Annotated in this window: 29 protein-coding genes and 1 pseudogene; 28 read left to right on the top strand and 2 right to left on the bottom strand. The window is 64.6% G+C overall.

Features of this window, described 5'->3' with window-relative positions; genetic code table 11:
* Positions 1-359: 359 nt before the first annotated feature.
* Positions 360-1,559, top strand: a pseudogene (locus J2857_RS16310) (DNA-packaging protein); the annotation flags it as partial.
* A gap of 28 nt (positions 1,560-1,587) precedes the next feature.
* Here J2857_RS16310 and J2857_RS31285 read toward each other — a convergent pair.
* Complete coding sequence (locus J2857_RS31285) at positions 1,588-1,716, bottom strand: hypothetical protein (RefSeq protein ID WP_281068621.1); 129 nt, start codon at positions 1,714-1,716, stop codon at positions 1,588-1,590.
* A 155-nt stretch (positions 1,717-1,871) separates the two neighbouring features.
* Between J2857_RS31285 and J2857_RS16315 the strand changes: the two genes are divergently transcribed.
* From J2857_RS16315 to J2857_RS16355, 9 genes are all read left to right on the top strand, one after another.
* Positions 1,872-2,480, top strand: a complete 609-nt coding sequence (locus J2857_RS16315; protein ID WP_210011148.1) for a hypothetical protein — start codon at positions 1,872-1,874, stop codon at positions 2,478-2,480.
* A gap of 59 nt (positions 2,481-2,539) precedes the next feature.
* Entirely contained in the window at positions 2,540-2,854 is a 315-nt protein-coding gene (locus J2857_RS16320) for a Dabb family protein (protein ID WP_210011149.1), read from the top strand.
* 37 nt (positions 2,855-2,891) lie between these two features.
* A complete protein-coding gene (locus J2857_RS16325) occupies positions 2,892-4,079 on the top strand; it encodes a phage portal protein (RefSeq protein ID WP_210011150.1) in 1,188 nt (395 codons plus the stop codon).
* A gap of 212 nt (positions 4,080-4,291) precedes the next feature.
* The gene (locus J2857_RS16330) at positions 4,292-4,627 is read left to right on the top strand and encodes a DUF6107 family protein (RefSeq protein WP_210011151.1); all 336 of its coding nucleotides are present in this window, start codon (positions 4,292-4,294) and stop codon (positions 4,625-4,627) included.
* Positions 4,628-4,689: 62 nt separating this feature from the next.
* The gene (locus tag J2857_RS16335; RefSeq protein ID WP_210011152.1) at positions 4,690-5,271 is read left to right on the top strand and encodes an HK97 family phage prohead protease; all 582 of its coding nucleotides are present in this window, start codon (positions 4,690-4,692) and stop codon (positions 5,269-5,271) included.
* A gap of 17 nt (positions 5,272-5,288) precedes the next feature.
* Positions 5,289-6,563, top strand: coding sequence for a phage major capsid protein (locus J2857_RS16340; RefSeq protein WP_245363526.1), 1,275 nt, complete (start codon positions 5,289-5,291; stop codon positions 6,561-6,563).
* A 120-nt stretch (positions 6,564-6,683) separates the two neighbouring features.
* Positions 6,684-7,253 carry a head-tail connector protein gene (locus tag J2857_RS16345; RefSeq protein ID WP_210011154.1) on the top strand — a complete coding sequence of 190 codons (570 nt, stop codon included), beginning with the start codon at positions 6,684-6,686 and terminating at the stop codon, positions 7,251-7,253.
* Positions 7,253-7,585, top strand: coding sequence for a phage head closure protein (locus tag J2857_RS16350; protein ID WP_373426730.1), 333 nt, complete (start codon positions 7,253-7,255; stop codon positions 7,583-7,585). The genes J2857_RS16345 and J2857_RS16350 overlap by 1 nt, the downstream gene beginning before the upstream one ends.
* Positions 7,582-7,980 carry a DUF3168 domain-containing protein gene (locus J2857_RS16355; protein ID WP_210011155.1) on the top strand — a complete coding sequence of 133 codons (399 nt, stop codon included), beginning with the start codon at positions 7,582-7,584 and terminating at the stop codon, positions 7,978-7,980. Before J2857_RS16350 ends, J2857_RS16355 begins: the two co-directional genes overlap by 4 nt.
* A gap of 20 nt (positions 7,981-8,000) precedes the next feature.
* Here J2857_RS16355 and J2857_RS16360 read toward each other — a convergent pair whose 3' ends face one another.
* Positions 8,001-9,221, bottom strand: a complete 1,221-nt coding sequence (locus tag J2857_RS16360) for an MFS transporter (protein ID WP_245363385.1) — start codon at positions 9,219-9,221, stop codon at positions 8,001-8,003.
* A gap of 104 nt (positions 9,222-9,325) precedes the next feature.
* Between J2857_RS16360 and J2857_RS16365 the strand changes: the two genes are divergently transcribed.
* The 18 genes from J2857_RS16365 to J2857_RS16450 all read left to right on the top strand — a co-directional run bounded on the left by J2857_RS16365 (position 9,326) and on the right by J2857_RS16450 (position 26,863).
* Positions 9,326-9,733, top strand: coding sequence for a phage major tail protein, TP901-1 family (locus J2857_RS16365; protein ID WP_210011157.1), 408 nt, complete (start codon positions 9,326-9,328; stop codon positions 9,731-9,733).
* A complete protein-coding gene (locus tag J2857_RS16370; protein WP_210011158.1) occupies positions 9,733-10,080 on the top strand; it encodes a gene transfer agent family protein in 348 nt (115 codons plus the stop codon). The genes J2857_RS16365 and J2857_RS16370 overlap by 1 nt, the downstream gene beginning before the upstream one ends.
* Entirely contained in the window at positions 10,077-10,340 is a 264-nt protein-coding gene (locus J2857_RS30975; protein WP_245363387.1) for a rcc01693 family protein, read from the top strand. The genes J2857_RS16370 and J2857_RS30975 overlap by 4 nt, the downstream gene beginning before the upstream one ends.
* Positions 10,341-10,565: 225 nt before the next feature.
* On the top strand, positions 10,566-11,099 hold the full coding sequence (locus J2857_RS16380) for a phage tail tape measure protein (RefSeq protein WP_210011159.1): 534 nt from the start codon (positions 10,566-10,568) through the stop codon (positions 11,097-11,099).
* Between the two features lie 21 nt (positions 11,100-11,120).
* On the top strand, positions 11,121-11,759 hold the full coding sequence (locus tag J2857_RS16385) for a DUF2460 domain-containing protein (protein WP_210011160.1): 639 nt from the start codon (positions 11,121-11,123) through the stop codon (positions 11,757-11,759).
* Positions 11,756-12,631, top strand: coding sequence for a DUF2163 domain-containing protein (locus J2857_RS16390; protein ID WP_210011161.1), 876 nt, complete (start codon positions 11,756-11,758; stop codon positions 12,629-12,631). The genes J2857_RS16385 and J2857_RS16390 overlap by 4 nt, the downstream gene beginning before the upstream one ends.
* The gene (locus J2857_RS16395; protein ID WP_210011162.1) at positions 12,628-13,116 is read left to right on the top strand and encodes an NlpC/P60 family protein; all 489 of its coding nucleotides are present in this window, start codon (positions 12,628-12,630) and stop codon (positions 13,114-13,116) included. The genes J2857_RS16390 and J2857_RS16395 overlap by 4 nt, the downstream gene beginning before the upstream one ends.
* A 349-nt stretch (positions 13,117-13,465) precedes the next feature.
* Entirely contained in the window at positions 13,466-17,257 is a 3,792-nt protein-coding gene (locus tag J2857_RS16400; RefSeq protein ID WP_210011163.1) for a baseplate multidomain protein megatron, read from the top strand.
* Positions 17,258-17,277: 20 nt separating this feature from the next.
* Positions 17,278-17,490, top strand: coding sequence for a hypothetical protein (locus J2857_RS16405; RefSeq protein ID WP_210011164.1), 213 nt, complete (start codon positions 17,278-17,280; stop codon positions 17,488-17,490).
* Positions 17,491-17,607: 117 nt separating this feature from the next.
* Positions 17,608-17,874 (top strand): hypothetical protein, encoded by a 267-nt coding sequence (locus J2857_RS16410; RefSeq protein WP_037081003.1) that lies wholly within the window; start codon positions 17,608-17,610, stop codon positions 17,872-17,874.
* 50 nt (positions 17,875-17,924) lie between these two features.
* Entirely contained in the window at positions 17,925-18,596 is a 672-nt protein-coding gene (locus J2857_RS16415) for a response regulator transcription factor (protein ID WP_046628321.1), read from the top strand.
* A 7-nt stretch (positions 18,597-18,603) separates the two neighbouring features.
* Positions 18,604-20,010, top strand: coding sequence for an ATP-binding protein (locus J2857_RS16420; protein ID WP_245363388.1), 1,407 nt, complete (start codon positions 18,604-18,606; stop codon positions 20,008-20,010).
* A gap of 267 nt (positions 20,011-20,277) precedes the next feature.
* Positions 20,278-20,712: a hypothetical protein gene (locus J2857_RS16425; RefSeq protein ID WP_210011165.1), complete on the top strand. Its 435-nt coding sequence runs from the start codon at positions 20,278-20,280 to the stop codon at positions 20,710-20,712.
* Positions 20,713-20,873: 161 nt separating this feature from the next.
* Positions 20,874-22,016 carry a c-type cytochrome biogenesis protein CcmI gene (gene ccmI, locus J2857_RS16430; protein WP_210011704.1) on the top strand — a complete coding sequence of 381 codons (1,143 nt, stop codon included), beginning with the start codon at positions 20,874-20,876 and terminating at the stop codon, positions 22,014-22,016.
* Entirely contained in the window at positions 22,013-22,498 is a 486-nt protein-coding gene (gene ccmE / locus J2857_RS16435; protein ID WP_210011166.1) for a cytochrome c maturation protein CcmE, read from the top strand. The genes ccmI and ccmE overlap by 4 nt, the downstream gene beginning before the upstream one ends.
* Entirely contained in the window at positions 22,495-24,483 is a 1,989-nt protein-coding gene (locus J2857_RS16440; protein WP_210011167.1) for a heme lyase CcmF/NrfE family subunit, read from the top strand. Before ccmE ends, J2857_RS16440 begins: the two co-directional genes overlap by 4 nt.
* A 215-nt stretch (positions 24,484-24,698) precedes the next feature.
* A complete protein-coding gene (locus tag J2857_RS16445) occupies positions 24,699-25,136 on the top strand; it encodes a cytochrome c-type biogenesis protein (RefSeq protein WP_210011705.1) in 438 nt (145 codons plus the stop codon).
* Positions 25,137-25,282: 146 nt separating this feature from the next.
* Positions 25,283-26,863: a Do family serine endopeptidase gene (locus tag J2857_RS16450; protein WP_210011168.1), complete on the top strand. Its 1,581-nt coding sequence runs from the start codon at positions 25,283-25,285 to the stop codon at positions 26,861-26,863.
* Positions 26,864-26,874: the final 11 nt, after the last annotated feature.

Below are 26,874 nucleotides of genomic sequence, written 5' to 3' on the forward strand. Positions count from 1 at the left end.
TGGCTGAAATCGCTGTCGATGAGGCCGGAGCGGACCAGGGCGGCGAGCTCCCTCTTCTCCCCAGCAGGGAGAAGCCCCGAGCGGAGCGAGGGGATGAGGGGGCCGACGACGCCGGAACGGTCGATCTGGTGGATCAAGAAATGCCCGAAGCGGAATTGGGGAGCGAGAAGGTGGCTTCGCCTCCCTCATCCGGTCCTTCGCACCACCCGCTGGGGTCGAGCCACGCGTCTCGACCCGTCCTTCGAACCCCGGATGGGGAGAATAAGGAGTCCGCTGAGCCGCCATCGTCCTCAGCAAGTTCTTCGCGTAAGTGGCGTGATAGCGTCCATGCACATCATTCCCGCGCCGCAAGCCGGGATTGGCGCCATACCGGTCGCGACGACCAGAAACCGCCCGAAGGCGATTGGCGCACCTGGCTGATCATGGGCGGGCGCGGGTCGGGCAAGACGCGGGCAGGCGCCGAATGGATCCACGGGCTGGCCTCGGCCGACGCACGATCGGAGCTTCGGATCGCGCTGGTGGCGGAAACGCTGGGCGATGCCCGCGAGGTGATGATCGACGGGGTTTCCGGGATCTGCCGGATTGCACGAAAGAACCGGCCGGATTTCGAGATTTCGCGTCGGCGGCTGGTCTGGCCGAACGGGGCGATCGCGCAGATCTTTTCCTCCGAAGACCCGGAAAGCCTGCGCGGACCGCAGTTTCATTTTGCCTGGTGCGACGAGCTCGCCAAGTGGCGGCATGCGGAGGAAACCTTCGACATGCTGCAGTTCGGGCTGCGGCTCGGGGCCGATCCGCGCCAGCTGGTGACGACGACGCCGCGGCCGGTGCCGATCCTGAAACGGCTGATCGCCGATTCAGGCACGCGGCTCGTGAGGATCTCGACCCAGGCGAATGCCGGCAACCTCTCGCCGGGCTTCATCTCGGCGCTGGAGGCGCGTTACGGCGGCACCCGGCTCGGGCGGCAGGAACTGGCCGGCGAGCTGATCGAGGACCGTGAGGATGCGCTGTGGAAACGCAGCGATCTGGAGGCCTTTACGATAAGGTTTACCGGCGCACTGAGGCGCATCGTGGTGGCGGTCGATCCGCCTTCAGGCTCGGGTGAAAAGTCCTGCTGCGGCATTGTCGTCGCCGGGCTGGAGGCGAGCGGGCGGGCGGTGGTGCTGGCCGATTGTTCTGTCGAGGGCAAAAGCCCGGCCGGCTGGGCGAATGCGGTGGCGCGGGCCTATGCGCGCTTCCAGGCGGATCGGGTCGTGGCGGAAGTGAACCAGGGCGGCGAGATGGTGACGGCGATGCTGAAAAGCGTCGATGCGGCGCTGCCGGTGACGATGGTGCGGGCGACGCGGGGCAAGTTTTTGCGCGCCGAGCCGGTGGCGGCGCTCTACGAACAGGGGCGTGTGGCCCATGCCGGCCGGTTTGCCGAGCTCGAAGACCAGATGTGCGATTTCGGTCCGGACGGACTGTCCTCAGGCCGTTCGCCCGACCGGCTCGACGCGCTGGTCTGGGCGCTGACGGCGCTGATGCTGGAGGGTCACGGGGAGCCGCGCGTGCGGGGCATTTAGGCGCGGCTCTTTACCAGGTTGATGATGATCAGCGCGGGGTGGCCGGCTTCGGCTGGGCGCTTTCGCGGATCTGCCTCCACTCGGATTCCATCCGCTCGACGACATGCTGCGGGATCGGCTTGGAAGGGGCGGCCGGTGCGGGCTGCTGCATCATCATGATCTCCTGTTGTTTAGAAAGCCGACATGAACGTCGTGTGAAGCCGTTGGTTCCACATCGTTAGAAAAAAGTAAACTGCCGCCTAAAGTCTTAAAACGATTTAGTTTTTCTAAACCGATTGAAACTTTGCGACGCGGTATAAGGGTAGGCTCCCCATGGCTCACAACCGGCATGTTTTCTTTGATTTCGTACGGACGAGGCTCTTCAAAGGCCGGCTGGTCACCAACCAGGTAGAGGGGCTGACGACGATTCTCGACGGTTGGCGGGAGAGGGGCGGCCAAGATGAGGGCCTGCCGCTCGCCTATGTTCTGGCGACCGCCTTTCACGAGACGGCCGCCACGATGCAGCCCGTCCGGGAGACCCTGGCGGCGAGCGACAGCTCCGCGATCGCGCGGCTGGACGAGGCTTTCGCGGCGGGCCGGCTCGGGTCGGTAAAGACGCCCTATTGGCGGCCGGACGCAGACGGAAAAAGCTGGCTCGGCCGAGGCCTCCTGCAACTGACTCACCGGCGGAACTACGAGGCGATGTCCGACCTGACCGGGATCGACCTGGTGGCCGATCCGGGCCGGGCGATGGAAATGCCGGTCTCGGTCGCGATCCTGATCGTGGGCATGCGGCGCGGCAGTTTCACCGGGCGGAAGCTTGGCGACTATTTCGGGCAGGGTAGGGCGGATTGGGTGGGCGCGCGAAAAATCATCAACGGCAGCGACCGGGCGGAACTCGTGGCGCGGCATGCGCGGGTATTCGCCGAGGCGCTGCAATAGGCCGCATTGTGGCCCGTGGCAGCCCATGATAGCGAGGCCTCCGTTTTGCTGGAGGTTCCATGATACGTCACATCGTGTTTTTCACGGCTGAGGCCGGCGAGATCGACCGGGTACGGGCGGGCCTCTCCCTGCTGACCGTCAATCCGCATGCATCGATCCTGGAGATCGGCACGAATGTGAAGAGCGACCAGCTTGGCAACGAGATCGATCTGGTCGTTTACGGCGAGTTCGAGGACGAGGCAGCGCTGGCCGCCTACAAGGCGCATCCGGTTTATCAGGCATCGATCGACATCGTCCGGCCAATCCGGGAAATTCGCATGGCAGCCGATTTCGACAGCGCGAGCGCGGTGAAAGCACCCCTGCCGCTTCCCTAAGGCGGGCCTTGGCGCCCGAGCGAAAGGACAAGTCACAATGAAATCTCCATTCCGGCGCCCGTGGTTTTCCACGGGCGGGCGACAGGGCGTGCCCGAAGTTCAGGGGACGGAAACCCAGAAGCCCGAGACCAAGATGGCCTCCGGTTTCGCGATCGTCTCCGGCGAGGGGGCGGCGCATTGGTCGGGACGGTCCTATGCGGCGCTGGCGCGGACAGGCTTCATGAGGAACCCGGTCGCGTACCGGGCGGTGCGGATGATCGCCGAAGCCGCCGCGGCCGTTCCCTGGCTTGCCTATGACGGGGTGACCGAGCTTGCCGACCATCCGGCGCTGGCGCTGCTGGCCCGGCCGAACGGACGGCAGGGAGGGCCCGACTTTTTCGAGGCGCTCTACGGGCACTTGGCGCTTTCCGGCAATGCCTATGTCGAACCGCTGTCGATCGGCGGGGATTTGCGCGAACTGCATCTGCTGCGGCCCGACCGGGTGAGCGCCGTCGAGGCGCGCGACGGCTGGGTGGCGGGCTACGATTACCGCGCCGGCGGCACCACCCGGCGCCTGCCGGTTGAAAGCGACGGCATCGCGCTGCTGCACCTGAAACTGTTTCATCCGCTCGACGACCATTGCGGCTTTCCGCCGCTCGGTGCGGCGGGTGCGGCACTCGACCTGCACAATGCGGCGGCGAACTGGAACAAGGCGCTGCTCGACAATTCCGCCCGGCCTTCCGGCGCGCTGGTCTACCAGCCGAAGGATGGCGGCAACCTCTCCGCCGACCAGTACGAGCGGTTGAGGCAAGAGCTGGAGGCGGGTTATTCCGGGGCCGTCAATGCCGGGCGGCCGCTGCTGCTCGAAGGCGGGCTCGACTGGAAGGCGATGGGCCTGTCGCCGAAGGACATGGATTTCATCGAGGCGAAGAACGGGGCTGCCCGCGACATCGCGCTCGCCTTCGGCGTGCCGCCGATGCTGATCGGCATTCCGGGCGACAATACCTATGCCAATTACCAGGAGGCCAACCGCGCCTTCTATCGCCTCACCGTGCTGCCGCTGATCTCCCGCACCGCCGCGAGCTTTTCCGCCTGGCTGTCGGAAGCCTATGGCGAACGGCTGCGGCTGGAGCCGGACCTCGACCGGATCGCCGGCCTTTCCGCCGAGCGCGAGGCTCTGTGGGCAAGGGTCGGGGCGGCAGGATTCCTGAGCGATGAGGAGAAGCGTGAGGCGGTGGGGTATTGAGTGACTTCAGGCGGTCGAAGCCTTTGGCCGAACCGCGGAGTGACTCAACTTGCGAACTCGCCGACTCAACCTCTCAGCAGAGTGTCGGAAGTGATTCTGACAATTGATGAAAATGAGACCGCCTGACCCAGCGTCAGGCGCGGAACGGCTGGTTGCATGGCAGCAGCGCCGTTCGGTCCGTATGCGTGCATCATAAACAAGAGAGATTAAAAATGGCTGACCTCGGAAACGATCCGGGCGCCTTGGCCGGCATCTGGGCCGCCAAGGCGGTGGGCGCCACGGCGGGAGCCGGCGTGTCACTGATCTATCTGCTGCCGAAGAGCCGTCGCGAGGCGGCGAGCCGGTTTCTGACGGGCTTGAGCTGCGGGATGATCTTCGGCGGGCCGACCGGGCTGTGGCTGGTGGAAAGGCTGGGGATCGGCGGAGAGCTTTCCGGCCCCGAAGTAATGCTGACGGGATCGGCGGCGGCCAGCCTTTGTGCCTGGTGGGTGCTGGGCGCGCTGGCGAGGATTGCCGTCAGATATGGGGGACGGAACGGCGGCGCTTAACTTCGGTCTTCGCCTAGAGCCCCTTCGCCGGCCAGATCATTTCAATTTCAGGGAGAATACCCATGCACGCTTACCGCGGGCCGCGTCCGACTGCGCGCAAATTCGCCAATCTGGAACTCGCAGGCATTACCGGCGACGGGGTTTTCTCCGGTTATGCCAGCGTCTTCGGCGAGGTCGATCTCGGCAAGGATACGATCGAGCGCGGCGCCTTCCGCAATTGCCTCGTCGAGCGCGGGGCGCCGGGGGTGCGGATGCTCTATCAGCACGATCCTTCCGAGCCGATCGGCGCCTGGAGGACGATCCGGGAGGATGCCCGCGGGCTTTATGTCGAAGGCATGCTTTCACCCGGTGTCGCCCGCTCCCGCGAGGTGCTGGCGCTGATGAAATCAGGCGCGCTCGACGGGCTGTCGATCGGGTTCCGCACGGTGAAGGCGCGCACCGACGCCAAGACCGGCGTGCGCAAAATTCTCGAGGCCGATCTTTGGGAAATCTCGGTGGTGACCTTTCCGATGCTGCCTTCGGCCCGGGTCTCCAACGTCAAGCATGCGCGGTTCTTCCGCGACAGGGAAACCGAACTCGTCCGCCAGATGCGGCGGGCGGCGAAGATGATGATGAAATCAACCTTCAAAGGAAAAGCGATATGACGGAGCAGGCGAGAACGATGGCAAGCGTGGCGCCCCAGGTGAAGGCCCCCGAAGTGAAGGCCCCCGAAGTCAAGGGAGTACCGGAAACGGTGACGGCGGCCTTCGACGAATTCATGGAGGCCTTCGAGGCCTTCAAGGAGGTCAACGACCGGCGCCTCGGCGAGATCGAACAGAAACTGACGGCCGACGTCGTGACCCGCGACAAGATGGACCGCATCAACCGCGCCGTCGACGACCAGAAGAAGGTGCTCGACCAGCTGGTACTGAAGAAGGCCAGGCCGCAACTTGGGCGCGGCGATGCGGAGCTTTCGGCCGAGGCCGTCGAGCACAAGGCGGCCTTCGACGCCTATGTCAGGCGCGGCGATGAGAACGGCCTGCGAGAACTGGAGGCGAAGGCGTTTTCCGGTGGGACCGGTGCCGACGGCGGTTATCTCGTGCCGCCGGAAACGGATACGGAAATCGGTCGGCGGATTTCGGCGGTTTCGCCGATGCGGGCGCTCTCGACGGTACGCACCGTATCCTCCGCGGTGCTGAAGAAGCCGTTCGCGGCGGCCGGGCTTTCGACCGGCTGGGTTGCGGAGACGGCGGCGCGGCCGCAGACCAATACGCCGCAGCTTGCCGAACTCTCCTTCCCGACCATGGAACTCTACGCCATGCCGGCGGCCACGCAGTCGCTGCTGGACGACTCGGCGGTCGATATCGAGGCCTGGATCGCCGGCGAGGTGGACATCGTCTTCGCCGAGCAGGAGGGCGACGCCTTCATCCGAGGCGATGGCATCAACAAGCCGAAGGGGTTTCTGTCCTATCCGACGGTGGCCGACAGCGCCTGGAGCTGGGGCAATATCGGCTACATCGCCACTGGCGTGGCAGGCGGCTGGAAATCGACGGGGCCTTCGGACACGCTGATCGACCTGATCTATGCGCTGAAGGCCGGCCATCGCCAGAACGGCACGTTCATGATGAACCGCAAGGCGCAGGGCGATATCCGCAAGTTCAAGGATGCCGACGGCAACTATCTCTGGCACCCGCCGGCATCTGCCGGCCAGCCGGCCTCGCTGATGGGCTTCCCGATCGCTGAAGCCGAGGAGATGCCCGACGTCGCGGAGAATTCGCTCTCCATCGCGTTCGGCGATTTCCGCTCCGGTTACCTCGTGGTCGACCGGGCGGGGGTGCGCATCCTGCGCGATCCCTATTCGGCGAAACCCTATGTGCTTTTCTACACCACCAAGCGCGTCGGCGGGGGCGTGCAGAATTTTGAGGCGATCAAGGTGGTGAAATTCGCGGCGGCGTGAGCCGCCGCGAAGTGAGTAGTGAGTAGGGGGCGGCCGATGGCTGCCCTTTTCGCATCACTGCTTCTGCTCGCAACTCACTACTCACTACCGGCTAACCACTACTCACCCCCCAGGAACCCCATGACCTACGCCCAAACCACTCCGCCCGCTGCGGAGCCGCTGACGCTTGCCGAGGTGAAGGCGCATCTGCGTCTCGATGGAAGTGACGAGGATGCGCTGCTGGCCTCGCTGATCAGGACCGCCCGCGAACACCTGGAAAGAGAGACGGGGGTTTGCCTCATGTCTCAAGGGTGGCGTCTTTATCTCGACCGCTGGCCGGCGGACGGGGTGATTCGGATTTCGAGATCGCCGGTGCAGGCGGTTGACAACGTTACGGTTTACGACGCTGACGGAACGCAGCTTGAAGTTCCACTGGAAGATCATCTGCTCGACGGCGAAGGCCGGCCGGCACGGCTGTGGCTGAGAAATCCGCCCGAGCCGGGGAGATTCGTCAACGGCATCGAAATCGATTTTTCGGCCGGTTTCGGTGAGGCGGGCACCGACGTGCCGGATACGCTGAAGCGGGCGATGTCGCTCCATATCGGCCACATGTTCGCGTTCCGCGGCGTCGTTTCACCGGACCAGCAGCCGGCCGGCATTCCCGACGGTTATGAGCGGCTGATCGCACCCTTCCGGATGCGGAGGCTCTGATGGTCGTGTTCTTCGATCCGGGGTCGATGACCGCCAGGCTCGATCTCGAAATGCCGAAGGCGCTCCCGGACGGCCAGGGTGGCGCGACCGTGACCTGGGAAGTGACGGCCTCGCTCTGGGCGCGGATCGAGCCGGTCTCGTTCGTGGTGGAGGAGCGGGCGGCGGCCGAAGGCGGCACGATCAGCCATCGCATCTGGGTGCGGTTCCGCGACGGCATATCAGCCGGCCAGCGGTTCCGAAAAGGGGCGCGGGTCTTTCTGGTGAAACTGGTGCACGATCCGGACGAAACGCGGCGTTATCTCGTCTGCCAATGCGAGGAGGAGGCCCGATGACGGCGGCGAATGCGCTTCTGCAGGCGATCCATCAAACGCTTGCCGGTGATGCCGCCTTGGCGGCCATTATCGGCGCCGACGGCATTCGCGACCGACTGCTGCCGCGGGCAAAATTGCCCTGCGTCGTGTTCGGCGAGACGGAGACCCGGGATTTTTCGACCGCCAGCGAGGCGGGCGAGGAGCATCTGCTGGTGCTGGAGATCTGGTCCGACGGTGAGGGGCGGCGGCAGGCGCAGGAGATTGCCGGGATCGTGCGCGGCCTCCTGCATGATGCGGCGCTGGCGCTTGATGGGGCGGTGCTGGTGAACCTGTTGCAGGTCAGTTCGCGCACGCGGAGGGAACCGAAGACGAAGTTCACGCTGACGGAGATGCGGTTTCGAGCGGTGACGGAGTAAGGGACTTGTCCATTGAACAGTCAATCAGCAACTAAGTGGCTCCTCGCATTCGCCCTGCGCACCAGCCCGACCAGCATCAGTACGAAAACCAGCGAGATCGCCGAGAGCACGGCGCCGGTCACAAGCGCTGCGGTGGCGCCGGCGCGGTCGAGGATCGCGGTGAAGATGACCGGCGCGGCGGCATTGGCCAGGTTTTGCGGCAGCGACAGGCGGGCCGATTGCAGGCCGAATTCGCGGGGCGAGAAGAGTGACAGCGGCAGGAGTGCGCGGGCGACCGCGAGCACGCCGGTGCCGAAGCCATAGAGCAGCATGAAGATGACGAGGACCGGGGCCGAGGACGTGACGGTCGCGGCGAGCAGGAAGCTGAAGAGAACCAATCCGGTGCCGACCAGCGAAGTGAGAAGCGCGTTGCCGCGCCGGCCGAGAACCATGTCGACGAAACGGGCGGAAACGCCGATCACGCCGCGCGCCGAGCCGAGCTGCAGGGCAAACGCCGGCGAGGCGCCGGCCTGTTGCAGCAGGGCCAGCAGCGAAGGTGACAGGCCGAAGCTGATGAACGAACTGATCGCGGTGGCTGCGGCGACCAGGAAGAAGGCGCGGCGGCGTTCCGGCGGCGTGAAATCGACGGGGACCCTATCCGTGGCTTGGGTCTGCTCGTTGCGATCGACCGGTTTCGGCAGGCCGAACAGATAGAGCGGCAGGCAGACGAAGAGCTGCAGCATGGCCGAGAGCACGAAGGTCATCCGCCAGCCGACGAGATCGTTCATCAATGCGAGGACCGGCCAGAAAATGGTCGCCGAAAGCCCGGTGAACAGCATGAGGATGGCGATGATGCGCTTGCCGTCCAGCCCCTCACGCTCGACGACCGCCGTATAGGCCGGCGCCGACAGGCCGAGCGCGCCGCCGATGCCGATGATGATCCAGGCAAGCCCGTAGACCAGGATTTCGTGGGCGCTCGCGAGCAGCAGCAGGCCGATCGCGAAGATGACGGATGCGCCGGCCATGACTTTTGCGGCGCCGTGGCGGCCGAGCAGCCGGCCGGCCGCGGGACCGGCAAGCGCACTGACCAGCATCATGATCGACAGGCCGAAGAACACGACCTCGTTCGGGAGGTTGAGTTCCGGCGCGACGATGCGGCCCATGACCCCGAGCATATCGAAGGTCGTGCCCCAGGAGATGATCTGGGTGACGGCGAGCACGGCGATCGTCTGCGCCGAGCGCAGAGGGAGAATTTTGGGCATGGCGATGGGAAGCATTGGCGAAGCGGTTGTGAACGCCCGTTCCTCTAGCACCGCTTCCGGAGGCGCGAAAGCGACAATCCGACAACACAGGAAAGGACTTCCACATGGTGGCGCAGAAGGGCAAGGACCTGCTCTTGAAGATCGATAATGACGGCGCATTCCTGACGGTCGCGGGGCTGCGTTCGAGGCGGCTCGCCTTCAATGCGGAGACCGTCGATATCACCGATGCCGAAAGCGCCGGGCGTTGGCGCGAGCTTCTGGGCGGCGCCGGCGTGCAGCGTGCTTCGCTGACCGGAGCCGGCATCTTCAAGGACCAGGAAAGCGATGCGCTGGTGCGGGCCGCGTTTTTTTCAGGCAGCATTCTTGCATGGCAGATCTTGATCCCGGCCTTCGGCGCGGTAACCGGGCCGTTCCAGGTGACGGCGCTCGAATATTCCGGCGAGCACAATGGCGAAATCCGCTTCGAACTGGCGCTGGAATCGGCGGGCGGCCTGACCTTCGGGGCACTCTGATGGCGGGCGGACACGCAAACCGCAGGCGCGGCGAGGTGGAGGCGGTGATCGACGGCGAGCGCCGCATTCTCTGCCTGACGCTCGGCGCCTTGGCGGAACTGGAGACGGCCTTTTCCGTCGGCGACCTGAATAGCCTGGCGGAGCGGTTTTCCTCCGGCCGGTTGAAGGCGTCGGACATGATCCGGCTGATCGGCGCCGGCCTGCGCGGCGGCGGCAATCTGTTCTCCGACGACGAGGTGGCGGCGATGAGCATCGAGGGCGGAATTTTGGGCTACGCGCAGATTGTCGGCGATCTGCTGGCAGCGACGTTTGCGGGGCCGGGCGGGGAAGCTGCGGTAAACCCTTGAGTGCCGCAGCGGGCACAGGGGCAGTGGCAGGCGGTTTTCCCTCTGCACTTGCGACCGAAGAAGCAAGGCCGGAACCGTTTCCATGGGAAACGGTGATGCACGCCGGCCTCTGCCTGCTGCGGCTTCCCCCGAGGGATTTCTGGGCGCTGACGCCGGTCGAGTTCCTTGCGATGACCGGCGGGTTGAAGACGCGGGGGTTGGGTATCGGGAAGGCCGGGCTGGAGGCGCTGATGCAGGCGTTTCCGGATGGCGGCGACTGACCCCCTCTCTTGGAATTTCTAACACTTAGCCTTTGGCTAAGATGTTGAAACTCCATTCCTCCCGCAAAGGGGAATAGGGAGTTCGCGGCACCGCCTTCGCCGAGATGCAAATTCGGCGGGAGATTGGGGCCCCCTCCCTCTCCCTGGCGGGAGAGGAGGAAAAATCAGCATCTTAGCCAAAGCCTAAGTGCTGGATTTTTCAGGTGAGGGGCATGAGGGACGACCATGGAAGACGACGACAAGAGTTTGGCCGGCACCTTGTCCGGCGCCGAGGCGCTGACCGATGTGATGGCGGATCTTGAAGTCCGTTCGCTGCGGTTCGGGGCGGCGCTGACCGGCGCGCTCAGGTCCGCGACAACGGGCGGCAGGGGGCTTGAGGACGTGTTGCGCGGACTCGGCAACCGGCTTTCCGACATTGCGCTTGCGGCAGGGCTGAGGCCGCTCGAAAACATGCTGGGCAATGCGATCGGCGGGCTGGTGGGGTCGGTGACGCCGTTTGCCGACGGCGGCGTGGTGAGGACCCCGAGCTTCTTTCCAATGGGCGGCGAGATGGGCCTGATGGGCGAGGCGGGGGCGGAGGCGATCCTGCCGCTGCGGCGCGGACCGGACGGCGCGCTTGGGGTGGCTGCGGCGGGCGGCGGCGCGCCGCAGATCGTCTTCAACGTGACGGCGAGCGACGCGGCGAGTTTTCGAAAAAGCGAAGGGCAGATTTCCGCCATGCTGGCGCGCAGCGTTTCGCGCGGCCGGCGCGGCCTGTGACCTGAATATTGTGAGGAAAAGATGAGCGGTTTTCACGAGGTTCGGTTTCCGTTGCGCCTGGCGCTCGGGGCGACCGGCGGGCCGGTGCGGCGCACCGATATCGTCAACCTTTCCAACGGGCGCGAACAGCGCAACCAGCGCTGGCGGGATTCAAGGCGCAGCTATGATGCCGGCTCGGGGGTGAAATCGCTCGCCGATCTCTATGCGGTGCTGGAATTTTTCGAGGCGCGGGGCGGACAGCTTTACGGGTTCCGGTTCCGCGATCCGGTCGACTGGAAATCCTGCGCGCCGGGCGAGGTTGCGTCGGCGACCGATCAGGTGATCGGCACGGGCGACGGGGAGACCGCGGCGTTCCAACTCGTCAAAACCTACGCGGATGGCGGCGGCAGCTGGACGAGGCGGATAGCCAAGCCGGCCGCAGGCTCGGTTGTGGTGTCGGTGGACGGCGTTGGCCAAGTGCCGGAGGCATTCTCCGTTGATGTGGCGACCGGGATCGTCACCTTTGCCGCCGGGCGTTTTCCGCCGGTCGGGGCGGTGGTGCGGGCGGGTTACGAATTCGATGTGCCGGTGCGGTTCGATACGGACCGGATCGATGTCAATCTCGCGCATTTCAATGCCGGGCATATTCCAACCATTCCGCTGGCGGAGGTTTTGGCATGAGAACGGTACCGGCTGATCTGGCCGAGCATCTGGCGCGGGAGACGACGACCACCTGCCATGCATGGAGGGTGACGCGGCGTGACGGCGCCGTACTGGGTTTTACCGAACACGACCACGACCTGACATTCGACGACACGACCTTCCTGGCGGCGAGTGGATTTTCGGCAAGCGAGGCGGAGGCGGCAACGGGGCTTTCGGCCGGTGCCGACGAGGTGGCCGGCGGGTTTTCGAATGCGGCGATCCGCGAGCAGGACCTGGCGAGCGGCAGATATGACGGTGCGCGGGTGGAGCTGTTTCTGGTCAATTGGGCGGCGCCGGGTCAGCACGTGCTTTTGCACGTGCGGGAGATCGGCGAGGTTTCCCGCGCCGGCGGTCAGTTTCGGGCAGAGCTGCGCAGTCTGGCGCATCGGCTGGGCCAGCCGCAGGGGCGTGTCTACAACCGGCGCTGCGATGCGAGCCTTGGTGACGCCCGTTGCGGCATCGATCTGGATCCGTGGCGCGGCGAGGGTGCGGTGATCGCGGTGAAGGATGCGAGCCGGGTCGTCGTTTCGGGGCTCGGAGGCTTCGAGAGCGGTTTCTTCCGGCAGGGCGTACTGACGTTTTCGGGCGGTGTGACGATGGATGTCGATGCGCACGAGAAGCGGGCGGATGGTTCGGTGGAGCTGACTTTCTGGCTGCCACTGGAATTGCCGGTCGCGGAGGGTGACACGTTCGCGGTGACCGCCGGTTGCGACAAGTCGTTTGCGACCTGCAAGGCGCGCTTTGCAAACCACCTGAATTTCCGCGGCTTTCCGCATGTTCCGGGCGCCGATTTCGCCTACTCCTACGCCGATGGGGAGCGGGTCCATGACGGCGGCCCGATCTTCGAATGAGCGGGCAGGGCGAACGGATCGTAGCGCTAGCGCAGGGGTGGATCGGCACGCCCTATCGGCACCAGGGCGCGACGAACGGTGTCGGCTGCGATTGCATCGGGCTTATCCGCGGCATCTGGCGCGAGCTTTACGGCGAGGAGCCGGAGACTGTGACGGCCTATGCGCCCGACTGGGCGGAGCGAAGCGGCGAAGACCGGCTCGCGGACGCTGCCTCGCGGCTCTTCGGGCCGGCCGTGCAGATGAGTGACGCGGAACCCGGCGACGTCCTGCTGTTCCGCTGGCGGCCGGACTGTCCGGCGAAACACGCCGGGGTTTTGGTCGGGCCGCAGCATTTCATCCATGCCTATGAGCAATCGGCGGTAACGCGTTCGGCGCTGGTACCATCGTGGCTGCGACGGGTTGCGGGCGTGTACCGGTTTCCATTAGGTATTCGCCCACTGGCAACACAACCCGGCAATCTTATAAGTTGCAATTTATGCAACTGATGATTACTTGTTGGTTGCCAAGAGGTTGTTATCCTTTTTGGAGTGATGAGCGAGGTAGCAGCCTCGCCCATCGTTTTACCTAGTTAGCGAATATGACCCGGACGGCTATAGACCAGCCCGTCCGGATTTTTCTCACCATCAGCGTGACGCTAAAAGGCCTTCGCCTCATAACATCCCCTCCATGATTGAGAGCAGGGCCTCTGCCAAGGTCAATGTGGCCCGACCTGACCATCGACGTGCCGGCTGGCGCGACACATACTGCTTATGCACTCAACCTATTACCTCATATCACGCAATCGAAACGAGCTTCCAGTGGTTTGCTCGCCTTTTAGAATATGTGGAGTTGTTGATGGCCACTATCCTTTTCCAGGCAGCGGGTGCGGCGCTCGGCAGTGTGTTCGGTCCGGTCGGTGCGATCATCGGGCGGGCCGCGGGAGCGCTGGCCGGCAGCGTGGTCGATCGGGCACTGATCGGCGGTGGCAGCACGACCATCTCCGGGCCTCGTCTTGCGACGGCGCGCATCCCGGGTGCCGACGAGGGGACGGCGGTCAACCGTATCTACGGAACGGCGCGGATCGGCGGTACGTTGATCTGGGCGACGCGTTTCGAGGAGGAGGTGACGCGCGAGCGCTCCGGCGGCAAGGCGACGAGCGGGCCGCGGGTGGAGACGTTCCGCTATTTCGCAAACCTGGCTGTCGGGCTCTGCGAGGGGACGATCGCGGGCGTGCGGCGGGTCTGGGCCGATGGGCGTGAACTCGATCTGACAGCGCTCGAGATGCGGGTCTATCGTGGCGACGAAGAGCAGTTGCCCGATCCGCTGATCGAGGCGAAGCAGGGCGAAGGTAATGCGCCGGCCTATCGCGGGCTGGCCTATGTCACATTCGAACGGCTGCCGCTCGACAGTTTCGGCAATCGCATTCCGCTTCTGCAATTCGAGGTGCTGCGGCCGGTAGGCAGGCTCGAGAAGCAGATCCGCGCCGTGACGCTCATTCCGGGCGCGACCGAACATGGTTATGCAACTGTGCCGGTGACGGAAAAGACCGGCGAGGGCAGTGCACGCATTCTCAACCGCCATACGCTGACGTCCGGGACCGACTGGCAGGCATCGCTCGACGAGCTGCAGGCGCTCTGCCCGAACCTCGAACGGGTGGCGCTGGTGATCGCCTGGTTCGGGACCGACCTCAGGGCAGGGTCTTGCCGGATCGTGCCAGGGGTCGAAGTGCCTGAGCGGTGGGAGGAGAGCTCGGAGTGGTCAGTGGCAGGGGTGTCGCGTCGCGAGGCGCATCTGGTGAGCCAGGACGGCGGGCCGGCCTTCGGCGGCACGCCGAGCGATGCGAGCGTGGTCGAGGCGATCACCGACCTCAAGGCGCGTGGGCTGAAGGTCTACCTCTATCCGTTCCTGATGATGGATATCCCGCCCGGCAACGCCCGGCCGGATCCTTATGGGGGCGCGGAGCAGGCGGCCTTTCCCTGGCGCGGGCGCATCACGTGTTTCCCGTTGTCGGCCGACAAGACTGCTGATGCGCGGGCTCAGGTGCAGGCGTTCAGCGCCGGCGCGGAAGGCTACCGGCGCATGGTGTTGCATTATGCCGGTCTGGCGGCTGCCGCGAGTGGGATCGACGGCTTCGTCATCGGTTCGGAACTGCGCGGGCTGACGCAGTTGCGCGACGAAACGGGTGCGTTTCCCTTCGTGCAGGAACTGGTTGGGCTTGCGGCGAATGTGCGGGCGATCGTCGGACCGGGGACGAAGATCACCTACGGCGCCGACTGGAGCGAGTATTTCGGCTATCACCCGCAGGACGGTTCGGGCGAGGTGCATTTTCATCTCGATCCGCTCTGGGCTTCGCCGGATATCGATGCGGTCGGCATCGACAACTACATGCCGCTCGGCGATTGGCGCGACGAGGATCTTTGGACCGAAAATCCAGATGGTTTTCGGCTTGCGGATGATGCACAGGCCATGGCGGCGCAGATCGCTGCCGGTGAGGGTTTCGACTGGTATTACGCGAGCGAAGCGGACCGGCGGAACCGGGTCCGGTCGCCGATCGGCGATGGGCTGGCGGGGAAACCTTGGGTCTATCGTTACAAGGATCTCTCGGGCTGGTGGTCGAACCCGCACTTTGATCGTGTGGGCGGTGTCGAGACCGGGACGCCCACGGCTTGGGTGCCCGGCATGAAGCCGATCTGGTTTACCGAACTCGGGTGTCCGGCGGTCGACAAGGGCGCCAGTCAGCCGAATGTCTTTACCGACCCGAAATCCGCCGAAAGCGCGCTGCCGTATTTTTCGAGCGGCGGGCGGTCGGACAGCATGCAGCGGCGGTTCCTGGAAGCGCATCATGGCCATTGGCTGGGAGAGGCGAAGCCGGGAGGCATGGTCGATCCGGGCCACGTCTTTGTCTGGACCTGGGATGCACGGCCTGTTCCGGCCTTCCCCGGCGATCTTTCGGTCTGGAGCGATGGCGGCAACTGGCGCACCGGCCATTGGCTCAATGGCCGGCTGGGCGGAACCACGCTTGCCGATGCCATCGCCGCGATCCTGGCCGAGCATGGTTTTGACGATTTCGATGTTTCGGAAGTGAGCGGCGACCTGACCGGCTACGTGCAGGGCGAAGTAACCTCCGCAAGGGCGCTTCTGGAGCCGTTGATCGAGGTCTTTCAGGTGGATGTCGCCGAAGACGGTGGTAGGCTGCGCTTCCGGTCACGGCTGACGGCGAGCCTGGCGGCGAAGGAGATCGCCGTCATTGCCGATATCGAGGATGATCCGTTGTGGTCTGAAAACCGGGGGCATGACAGCGATTTTGCGGCTGGGGCGGTGCTGACCTCCTACAATCCGAGCCTGGACTACGAACAGGCGGGCGTGCGATCGCGGCGGGCGCGGGCGGAAAGCCAGCGCATCCTCAGCTACGACCTGCCGGCCGTGCTGTCAGAAGAGACCTCGCTCGGTGCCGTCGAGACCCTGCTGCGCACGCACAGGATCGCGAGGCGGTCGCTGAGTTTTGCACTTTCACCGGCGGATATTACCGTCGAGCCCGGCGATGCGGTGCGGCTGGCTCTGCCGGATGCCGCTGGCCCGGCGGGGACGTTCATCGTCGAACGGATAGAAGAGGGGGCCGCGCGGCGGATCGAGGCACGGCACCACGCGCCGCTCGTGCCGTCGAACTATGCCGGCGATGGGGGACACCGGAATGGCGGTAGCGCCGTCTCCGATGCATTTGCGCCTGTCCTGCACTTTCTTGATCTGCCGCGGTTTGCCCCGGGCGAAGGGGCGAGCTTCGCCCGCGTCGCGGGTTTCTGCCGACCGTGGCGGCGGATGGCACTGTCCTCCTCTGTAACGGCGGAAGGGTATCGCACACGGTCGGTGCTCGACCGGCCCGCGAGGGCGGGCATTCTGGCGGTGCCGCTTTCGGGCGGAGTTGGCGGGCGATTCGATCGTGGCCCGGCCATGGAGATCGAATTGTTTTTCGGCGGATTGTCGTCGGCGGACGAGCAGGCGGTACTGAATGGCGAAAACCGAATTGCGGTGAAAGCGCAGAACGGTGCTTGGGAAATAGTCGCCTTTGCTGCAGCCGAAGAGATCAGCCCGAACCGTTGGTCCCTGTCGAACCTGCTGCGCGGGCTGGCGGGGACCGAGGATGCGATGCAGGCGGGTGCCGCGGTGGGTGCGGCCGTCGTCGTGCTCGACGAGGCAGTTGTGCCCCTCGGATTGTCGGCGGAGGAGCGGGGCCTGGTGATGAACTGGCTGGCGGAAAGCCCGGGGCAGGCGGGAGGGCGTTCCGGCCCGCGCAGGTTTGCGGGGGGCATGCGCGCCGAGACGCCGCTTTCGCCGGTGCATATCCGCGGCGAGCGGCAGGTTGCCGGCGATGCCCGGCTGACCTGGGTGAGGCGCGGCAGGATCGAGGCGGACGGTTGGGACGGAACAGAGATCCCGCTGGACGAGCCGGAGGAGCGCTACCTGTTGGAAGTGCTGGACGGAACCATCGTCAGGCGTGTGGTCGAGGTGGCAGAGCCGGCTTTCATCTATCCGGCGATCGATGAGATTGCCGATTTCGGTGGGACTCAACCGACCCTTTCGCTGCGGGTCCGGCAGATGGGCCGGGCGGTCCCGCTTGGCGCCCCCGCCGAGGCGACCGTTGTATTTTAGGTTGAACAAGGAGATGACGCATGGATGGCATGAAGGTGTGGTATCAGTCGAAAACGGTCTGGGGCGGATTGATCGCGGTCGCCGCTTCGCTTCTGCAGGTCACGGGAATTCAGCTCGGAGCGGATGTTCAGGCCGATCTCGCGGACCTCGCGGTGACGCTGGCAGGCGCCGCCGGCGGGCTTTTTGCGATCTATGGACGCGTCGCGGCGCAGAGCGGAATCAGGGGAAAATAGGCTCATGAAGGAAAGCACTACGGACCATTCATTTGCCATTCAGCCGCCTTTGGCTACATAATCCATCACATGCTTTGGACATGAATCCTGTTTGTCTTGTGAGTGGAAATTGTAACCATGGCGCGACTGCCAATCATCGCGATACTGACCGCCGGTCTTGCCGGTTTTGCCGGCTTTTTGCCGGAAAAGGTCGCTGCGCGTGATTATCTCGTTCTTGTCGCAGGCGATTGCGGCTCGGCGGCGTCTCGCGTGGTGCGGGAAACCGGCGGCCAGCTTCTTTCCGCTCAGCCCTCCTCCGATGGCCAGACCTGTGTCGTGACGGTGCTCGTCCAAGGCGATGGCAATCAAAGACCGCGCAAAGTGACCGTCAGGGTTCCGATGTAAGGCGGGTCCGGCGGCGATCGGCCGCCGGCATATCATTCGAGGGGCGGTGCATGCGCATTCTGGTGGTCGAAGACGACGTCAATCTCAACCGGCAGCTTTCCGACGCCCTCAAGGAGTCGGGGTATGTGGTCGACCAGGCCTTCGATGGCGAGGAGGGCCATTATCTGGGCGAAACCGAGCCTTATGACGCTGTGATCCTCGATATCGGCCTTCCGGTCATGGACGGTATCACCGTCGTCGAGAAATGGCGTGCCGGAGGCAAGGGCATGCCGGTTCTGATGCTGACGGCCCGCGACCGCTGGAGCGATAAGGTGGCGGGCATCGACGCCGGTGCCGACGACTATGTCGCAAAGCCCTTCCACGTGGAGGAAGTGCTAGCCCGCGTTCGGGCGCTGATCCGCCGGGCGGCGGGGCATTCATCCTCCGAAATCGTCTGCGGGCCTGTGCGGCTCGATACCAAGGCTTCCAAGGCGAGCGTCGAAGGCGTCGCCCTGAAGCTCACTTCGCACGAATTCAGGCTGCTGTCCTACCTGATGCATCACATGGGGCAGGTCGTTTCACGCACCGAGCTTGTGGAGCACATGTATGACCAGGATTTCGACCGAGATTCCAATACGATTGAAGTTTTCGTGGGCCGGCTTCGCAAGAAGCTCGGTGTCGACCTCATCGAGACGGTCCGCGGGCTCGGCTACAGGATGCAAGCGCCAAACGATGCGCCCTAAATTCCGGATGATCGGACCAAGATCGCTGACTGCCCGCGTGCTGCTTCTGGCCACGTTGTGGTCGGCGCTGGCCCTGGTGGTCATCTCGATCGTCATCTCGCAGCTCTACCGGCAATCGGCCGAACGCGCCTTCACCGACCTCCTGCGCGCCCAGCTTTATAATGTCATCAACTCGATCACGATCGGCGACGATAACAAGCTTGCCGGCAGCCCGCAGCTCGGCGACTTGCGCTTCTCGCAGCCCGAGACCGGCTGGTACTGGATCATCGAGCCGCTCGGTACCTTTGCGGCCACGCCGCTTTCATCCTCTTCGCTCGGCACCTCGAACATCAGCGTGCCGTCGATCCTGGCGGTGCCCTTCAACAATCGCTACGAGCGCTTCTATCCGGCGATCGACGCCTACAAGAACCATGTTCTGGTCGCCGAGACCGAAGTCGTACTCGACGGCGAAGGCCGCGCAGCGCGCTTCCGCGTCTCGGGCAATCTCGCGGTTGTCGAGGAGGATATCCAGGCCTTTACCCGCAGTCTCTATATCGCCCTTGCCGTTTTCGGTTTCGGCAGCCTGGTCGTCAATGGTCTGGCTATCCTTTACGGCCTGCTGCCGCTCGACGGGGCACGACGCTCGCTCGAAAAGGTGCGGCGCGGCGAGGCCGAGCGGCTGGAAGGCGAGTTTCCCCGCGAAATCATGCCGCTTGCCAGCGATATCAACGCGCTGATCGAAAGCAATCGCCGCATCGTCGAGCGGGCGCGCATGCAGGTCGGCAATCTCGCCCATTCGCTGAAGACGCCGATCGCGGTTCTGCTCAACGAATCGCGCGCCGTCGAGAAGGTGCAGTCCGATATGGTGCGGTCGCAGGCGGAGGGAATGCAGGCGCAGGTACAATCCTACCTGAACCGCGCGCGCATCGCCGCTCAGCGCGAATCGCTGCTTGCCCGGACGGAGATCGAGCCGGTGCTGGAACGCTTGGTCAGGGTGATGCGGCGACTCAATCCGGAAAAGGAATTCCACCTGTCGGTTTTCCCGCCGGGCGTGGCGCTTGCCATGGAACAGCAGGACGTCGAGGAGACGGTCGGCAACCTGCTCGAAAATGCGGCGCGCTTCTGCGAAACTGGCGTGTGGATCACTGCGACGCCCACATCCGGCCCTCAGTCCGGCGAAGGGGAAACCGCACGGCGCTCTTGGGTGGAGGTCGCCGTCGAGGACGACGGTCCGGGGCTGGAGCCGGATCAGATCCGAGAAGCGATGAAACGCGGCAGGCGCCTCGACGAAAGCAAGCCGGGCGCCGGGCTCGGACTGTCGATCGTGCGCGAGATCACCGGCGAATACCAGGGTTCGATCGAGCTGACGCGCGGGACGCGCGGTGGTCTGAGGGCACAACTTCTGCTCCCGGGCGTCGCCAAGGAAACCCCGTAGTGTTGGAAATTTCGCAACACGGTCCTGCCCAACTGTGGCGCAACGGCAACATCGGCCTATTCCCTGCCTTTGGTTATGGACGGATGGATCGCCTGCTATATCTTTGTCGGAAGAGACATTTCTATGATGTCTGCTAATATACGGGGAGACTGAAAGATCGTCGGATTTGTGTGTTTTCCCAATGACGCCATAATGATGCCATGCCGGGACGGGACCAGTCTCGGCAAGATTTACCAAGAAAACGAGCCGCGACCGGTTTCCGACACGATGCGATTGTTGAGCCTACGAAATGCCGTTTCATCGCTTGTGGTTGCTGGCCTGCTGGCTGGCTGTGGCACGTCTTCAGGAGCGGGAACCGGCGGCACGCGTGGCCTGCTGACACCGAGGCCTTCACCATCGACTTCCTATATTTCTGCGCTGCAGGGTGGCATCGTCGGCCGCACCGGCGCAACGCTTTCGGCAAGCGACCGTTCCCGCGCCCTCGAGGCGGAATATCGCGCTTTGGAAGGGGCCGCCGGCGGCGAGGCAATTACCTGGAAGGGTGACGACGCGAACGGCCAGGTGGTCGCCAACGCCCCCTATCAGGTGGGCACCCAGAACTGCCGCCAGTATCGCCATACGGTCACCATGAATGGCCGCGACATGACGGCGCGGGGCGCTGCCTGCCGCAATTCGAACGGCACCTGGACCCCGCTCACCTGATTCCCCCGTCTGATTTCCTCTGCGGCTGTTTGACATGGGTCATGGCCGCCAGGTCGGATCGGCCCCATATGCAGGTTTGAACTTGCGGCCAAAGGCCTCAAATTCGCGTCAACGCCGGCTGCGCTGTTGGAAAGCGCGGGCCGTTGCAGTATTGGGCCACTATGGTTTTATGGATCATCCTCGCAGCTCTGACGGCGGCCGTTGCGGCAATCCTCATCCTGCCTTTCGCCCGAGCCACCAAAGCAGCGTCCGTCGACCGTGCCGGAGAGGTCGCCGTCTATCGCGACCAGCTGGCCGAACTGGATCGCGACCGGGCCCAAGGCCTGATCAACGCGGAGGAAGCCGAATACGCTCGCGCCGAAATCGGCCGCCGGCTGCTTGCCGCCGCCGGTGCCGGTGCCGGGGAGGGCAGGGAGACCGCCGCTCCGAAGGCGCGAAAACATGCGCTGGCCACCACTGCGGTCACAATGGTGCCGCCCGTTATCGGCCTCTGTCTTTATCTGGCGCTCGGCAACCCCGGGCTGCCGGACCAGCCGCTCGAAGCGCGGCTTGCCAATCCCGGCAACAATGTCGCGTTGCTGGTCGCCAAGGCGGAGCGGCATCTGGCCGAAAATCCCAACGACGGCGCCGGCTGGGATCTGCTCGCGCCGATCTATTTCCGCTCCATGCGGCTCGGCGATGCCGAACTGGCCTATCGCAATGCCATCCGCATTCTCGGCCCCAATCCCCTCAGGCTCGCGGGGCTTGGCGAAACGCTGGTCGCGTCGAACGACGGGATCGTCACCGAGGATGCACGGGCCGCATTCGAGCAGGCGGTGAAGCTCGATCCGGACAATCCGCGTTCCCGTTTCTATGTCGGCCTCGGCTTCGAACAGGCCGGCCGGGCGGCGGAGGCGAGGGCACAGTTCGAGGCGATCGCCAAGGGCTCGCCGCCGGACGCGCCGTGGATGCAGCTCGTCAACCAGCATATCGCCAAGAATGGCGGCACCATTACACCTGGCCGGGACACGGCGCAGGCGCCCGGCAACCCAAGCCAGGCGGATGTCGCGGCAGCCGAAAACCTGTCGCAGGGCGACCGGCAGGCGATGATCCGCGGCATGGTCGACAGCCTTGCGGAACGGCTGAAGCAGGAGCCAAACAATCTGGAGGGCTGGGTAAGGCTGGTGCGCTCCTATGCCGTACTCGGCGATAAACCCAAAGCCCAGGAGGCGCTGAAGAGCGGCCTCAAGCAATTCCCGTCATCAGGCGAGCTTGTGGCACTCGCCAACGAGATGGGGCTTGCCGTCGAAGGAGTGGCGCAATGACGCGCAAACAGAAACGGCTGGCGGTGATCGCGGGCGGCATGAGCTTCATCCTCGTCGCGGTGCTGCTCGTCATGTTCGCCTTCAGCCAGTCGGTCGCCTATTTCTTCATGCCGGCCGATCTTGCCAAGGCGGACGTCAAGCCCGGCACCCGCATCCGGCTGGGCGGGCTGGTGGCCGAGGGATCGGTGAAGCGCAGCCAGGGCTCGACCGTGAGTTTTACCGTGACGGACGGAACCGGCAGCGTGCCGGTCACCTATACGGGCATCTTGCCGGACCTGTTTCGCGAGGGGCAGGGCGTCGTGACCGAGGGTGCTTTCGACGCCGCATCGCACGGTTTCGTGGCCGACAGCGTGCTCGCCAAGCACGACGAGAACTACATGCCGAAGGAAGTCGCCGACCGGCTGAAGGCGCAGGGCGTCTGGAACGAAGGTCAGGGCAACCAGGGTCAAGGCAGCGGCACCAAGGGGACGGCAACCAGATGATCATCGAGATCGGCCATTATGCACTCGTTCTGGCGCTCGCAACCGCTCTGATCCTGTCGGTCCTGCCGGTGATCGGCGCACGACGCGGCGATGCGGCGATGATGGCGCTGGCGCCGACCGGGTCGCTGGTGCTGTTTGCGCTCGTTGCCTTCTCCTTCGGCGTGCTGACCTGGGCCTACGTGGTTTCGGATTTTTCGGTTGCGAATGTCTGGGAGAATTCCCATTCGCTGATGCCGCTGATCTACAAATATTCCGGCGTCTGGGGCAATCACGAAGGCTCGATGCTGCTCTGGCTGTTGATCCTCGTCTTTTTCAGCGCGCTCGTCGCCACTTTCGGCCGTAACCTGCCGGATACGCTGCGGGCCAATGTGCTCGCTGTGCAGGCCTGGATCTCGACCGCCTTCCTGTTCTTCATCCTGCTGACCTCCAATCCGTTCCTGCGTCTCGATCCGGCGCCGGCGGAAGGGCAGGACCTCAATCCGGTGCTGCAGGATCTCGGCCTCGCCGTGCATCCGCCGCTGCTTTATCTCGGTTATGTCGGCTTCTCCGTCTGCTTCTCGTTTGCGGTCGCGGCACTGATCGAAGGCCGCATCGACGCTGCCTGGGCCCGCTGGGTGCGGCCGTGGACACTCGCCGCCTGGACCTTCCTGACGGCCGGCATCGCCATGGGTTCCTACTGGGCCTATTACGAACTCGGCTGGGGCGGCTGGTGGTTCTGGGACCCGGTCGAAAACGCCTCCTTCATGCCCTGGCTTGCCGGTACGGCGCTGCTGCACTCGGCGCTGGTCATGGAAAAGCGAGAGGCGCTGAAGATCTGGACCGTGCTGCTGGCGATCATGACGTTTTCGCTGTCGCTGCTCGGCACCTTCCTGGTGCGGTCCGGCGTGCTGACCTCGGTGCATTCGTTCGCGACCGACCCGACCCGCGGCATCTTCATCCTCTGCATTCTCGGCATCTTCATCGGCGGCGCCTTCGCGCTGTTTGCCTGGCGGGCGCCGATGCTGAAGGCGGGCGGTATTTTCGCGCCGATCTCGCGCGAGGGCGCGCTGGTGCTCAACAACCTGATCCTGACCGTGGCCACCGCGACTGTGCTGACCGGCACGCTCTATCCGCTGATCCTCGAAACGCTGACCGGCGAAAAGATCTCGGTCGGCGCGCCGTTCTTCAACATGACCTTCGGCCTGTTGATGCTGCCGCTCCTGGTCGCCGTGCCGTTCGGGCCGGTGCTTGCGTGGAAGCGCGGCGATCTTTTGGGCGCCCTGCAGCGGCTCTATGTCTTCGCAGGCCTGGCGCTGGCCGCAGGCCTTGCCTTCTTCTACATCCAGAACGGCGGGCCGGTTCTGGCGATCTTCGGCCTGGTGCTCGGCTTCTGGGGCATGATCGGCGCGTTTGCCGACCTCTGGTATCGCGCCAATTTTGCCAAGGTAGGGCTCTCGGTTGGCCTCAAGCGACTGGCCGGCCTGCCGCGCTCGGTGTTCGGCACGGCGATCGCCCATTTCGGCCTCGGCGTCACGGTGCTCGGCATTTTCGCGGCGACGACCTTCGGCACCGAGACGGTGGTCGAGATGAAGCAGGGCGCTTCCGTCGATATCGGCGGTTATTCGCTGACCTATGACGGTCTGCGCGATGCGGTCGGCCCGAACTATACCGAGCAGCGCGGGCATTTCGCCGTCAGCCGCGGCGGCGTCCAGGTGGCGGATGTCTGGTCGTCGAAGCGGCTCTATACGGCGCGGCGGATGCCGACGACGGAGGCCGGCATCCTCACCTTCGGGCTCAGCCAGCTCTATGTCTCGCTCGGCGACGCGATGGAAAGCGGCGGCATGGTCGTGCGCATCTGGTGGAAGCCGTTCATCCTGTGCATCTGGGGCGGCGCTCTGGTGATGATGGTCGGCGGGTTTGTGTCGCTCTCGGATCGGAGACTGCGTGTGGGCGCGCCGAGCCGGAAGGCGAAGCCGGTCAAGGCCAGGCTGGAGGCGGCGGAGTGAAGGTGGTTCAGCAGGCCGGTGCGGCAACCTCCCTCTTCTCCCCAGCGGGGAGAAGAGCCGAGCGTATGCGCGGCGATGAGGAGGCCTCACGGCACAAGTTATATGATTGGGAATCGGTGGCTACGCCCCGCTCATCCGACACTTCCGGCCACCTTCTCCCCGCTGGGGAGAAGAGGGGAGGATGCCGGTCCGCCGGAGCTCTTTTCCAATCCTTCCTGCTTCTCCTGGTTCTCCTCAGCCCCCTCCCGGCCTTCGCCGTCAACCCCGACGAGATCCTCTCCAACCCCGCGCTCGAACAGCGCGCCCGCAATCTTTCGGCGCAGTTGCGCTGCATGGTGTGTCAGAACCAGTCGATCGACGATTCCAATGCGGAGCTTGCCCGCGACCTGCGCGTGCTGGTGCGCGAGCGGTTGACAAACGGCGATACGGACCAGCAGGTCATCGACTATGTCGTGTCGCGCTACGGCGAATTCGTGCTGCTGAAACCGCGCCTCAGTGCCAAGACTGTCATCCTGTGGGCAACGCCGGTCCTGCTACTGCTGGTCGGTGCGATCGCCATCCTGGTCTTCGTCCGCACCCGGCCAAGCCAACGCGCGGTTGCGGCGCTCTCCGCAGAGGAGCAGGCGCGCATCGAAGAGCTTCTGAAAAAATAGCGGGCTGAAGCAACCCCGCCCGAACATTACCAATATTTCATTCGTCCGCCACCTGCAGTTAACCTGCGAGCGCCTATATCTCTCGTCATCCACCGCTTGGCTGACCTCCAGCCAAAATGACTGAAGAGAAGAAGGTAGCTTAAAACATGCGCAATATCGGACGTCCCTCCCTGAAGACCGTCTTGAAGACCACCACGGTTGCTGGTCTTGCCGCGGTCATGCTCTCGAGCGGCATCCCGGCTCAGATCACGCAGTCTTTTGCTGCTCCGGTCAGCGTCACCGCACCGCAGGCCCCGAGCTTTGCCGATGTCGTTTCGGCCGTTTCCCCTGCCGTCGTTTCCGTCCGCGTCCAGTCGGATGCGCAGCCCGTTTCCGATGACAGCAGCTCGTTCAGCTTCGGCGGTCGCGGCTTCGACCAGCTTCCCGATGATCATCCCCTGAAGCGGTTCTTCCGTGAATTCGGCGGCCAGGTGCCGGGTGCTCCGGGCGACCGCAACAACCGCAACCAGGATCGCGCCGACCGCAACGGCCCGCGAGGCCAGGACAGCAATCGTCCTCACCGGCTGCGCCCGGCGGCACAGGGCTCCGGGTTCTTCATCTCCGAAGACGGCTATGTCGTCACCAACAACCACGTCGTTTCAGACGGTTCCGCCTACACGGTCGTTTTGAACGACGGCACCGAACTCGAAGCCAAGCTGGTCGGCAAGGACAGCCGCACCGATCTCGCCGTGCTCAAGGTCGACGCCACCAGCCGCAAGTTCACCTATGTCAATTTCGCGGACGACTCGAAAGTTCGGGTCGGCGACTGGGTGGTTGCCGTCGGCAACCCGTTCGGCCTCGGCGGCACGGTCACCGCAGGCATCGTTTCGGCCCGCGGCCGCGACATCGGCTCCGGTCCCTATGACGACTACATCCAGGTGGATGCGGCCGTAAACCGCGGCAATTCCGGCGGCCCGACCTTCAACCTCTCCGGCGAAGTGGTCGGCATCAACACCGCGATCTTCTCGCCGTCGGGCGGCAATGTCGGCATTGCGTTTGCGATCCCGTCTTCCACCGCAAAGGACGTCGTTGCCGACCTGATGAAGGACGGCAAGGTCGATCGCGGCTGGCTCGGTGTGCAGATCCAGCCGGTCACCCAGGATATCGCCGATTCGCTCGGCCTCAAGGAAGCGACCGGCGCCCTCGTCGTTGCTCCGCAGGAAGGCTCTCCGGGTCAGAAAGCCGGTATCAAGGAAGGTGACGTGATCACCGCCGTCAACGGTCAGCCGATCAAGGATGCCCGTGACCTCGCCAAGCGCGTCGCCGCCTTCGGCCCGAACACCAAGGTCGAGGTCGACCTGTGGCGCGATGGCAAGGCTCAGAAGATCCCGGTCACGCTCGGCAATCTCCAGAGCGACGAAGCTGCGGCGGCCACGCCGAAGCAGCCCGACGCCCCGGCGCCCTCCAGCGACAAGGCGCTTGCCAGCCTCGGCATCACCGTCGCTCCGGCCGAGGACGGTTCCGGTCTCTCGGTCACCGATGTCGATCCGGACAGTGAAGCCGCTGCCCGCGGCCTGAAGACCGGAGAAAAGATCGTCTCGGTCAACAACCGCAAGGTCACCAGCGCCGCCGACGTCGGCAAGGTTCTCGACCAGGCCCGCAAGGACGGCCGTACCCGCGCGCTGTTCCAGGTGGCTGGTGAAAACAATACCAGCCGCTTCGTTGCCCTGCCGATCAACGAAGGCTGATTTCTTAAAAC

The sequence above is a fragment of the Neorhizobium galegae genome (genome assembly GCF_017877055.1).
Classification (GTDB): domain Bacteria; phylum Pseudomonadota; class Alphaproteobacteria; order Rhizobiales; family Rhizobiaceae; genus Neorhizobium; species Neorhizobium galegae_D.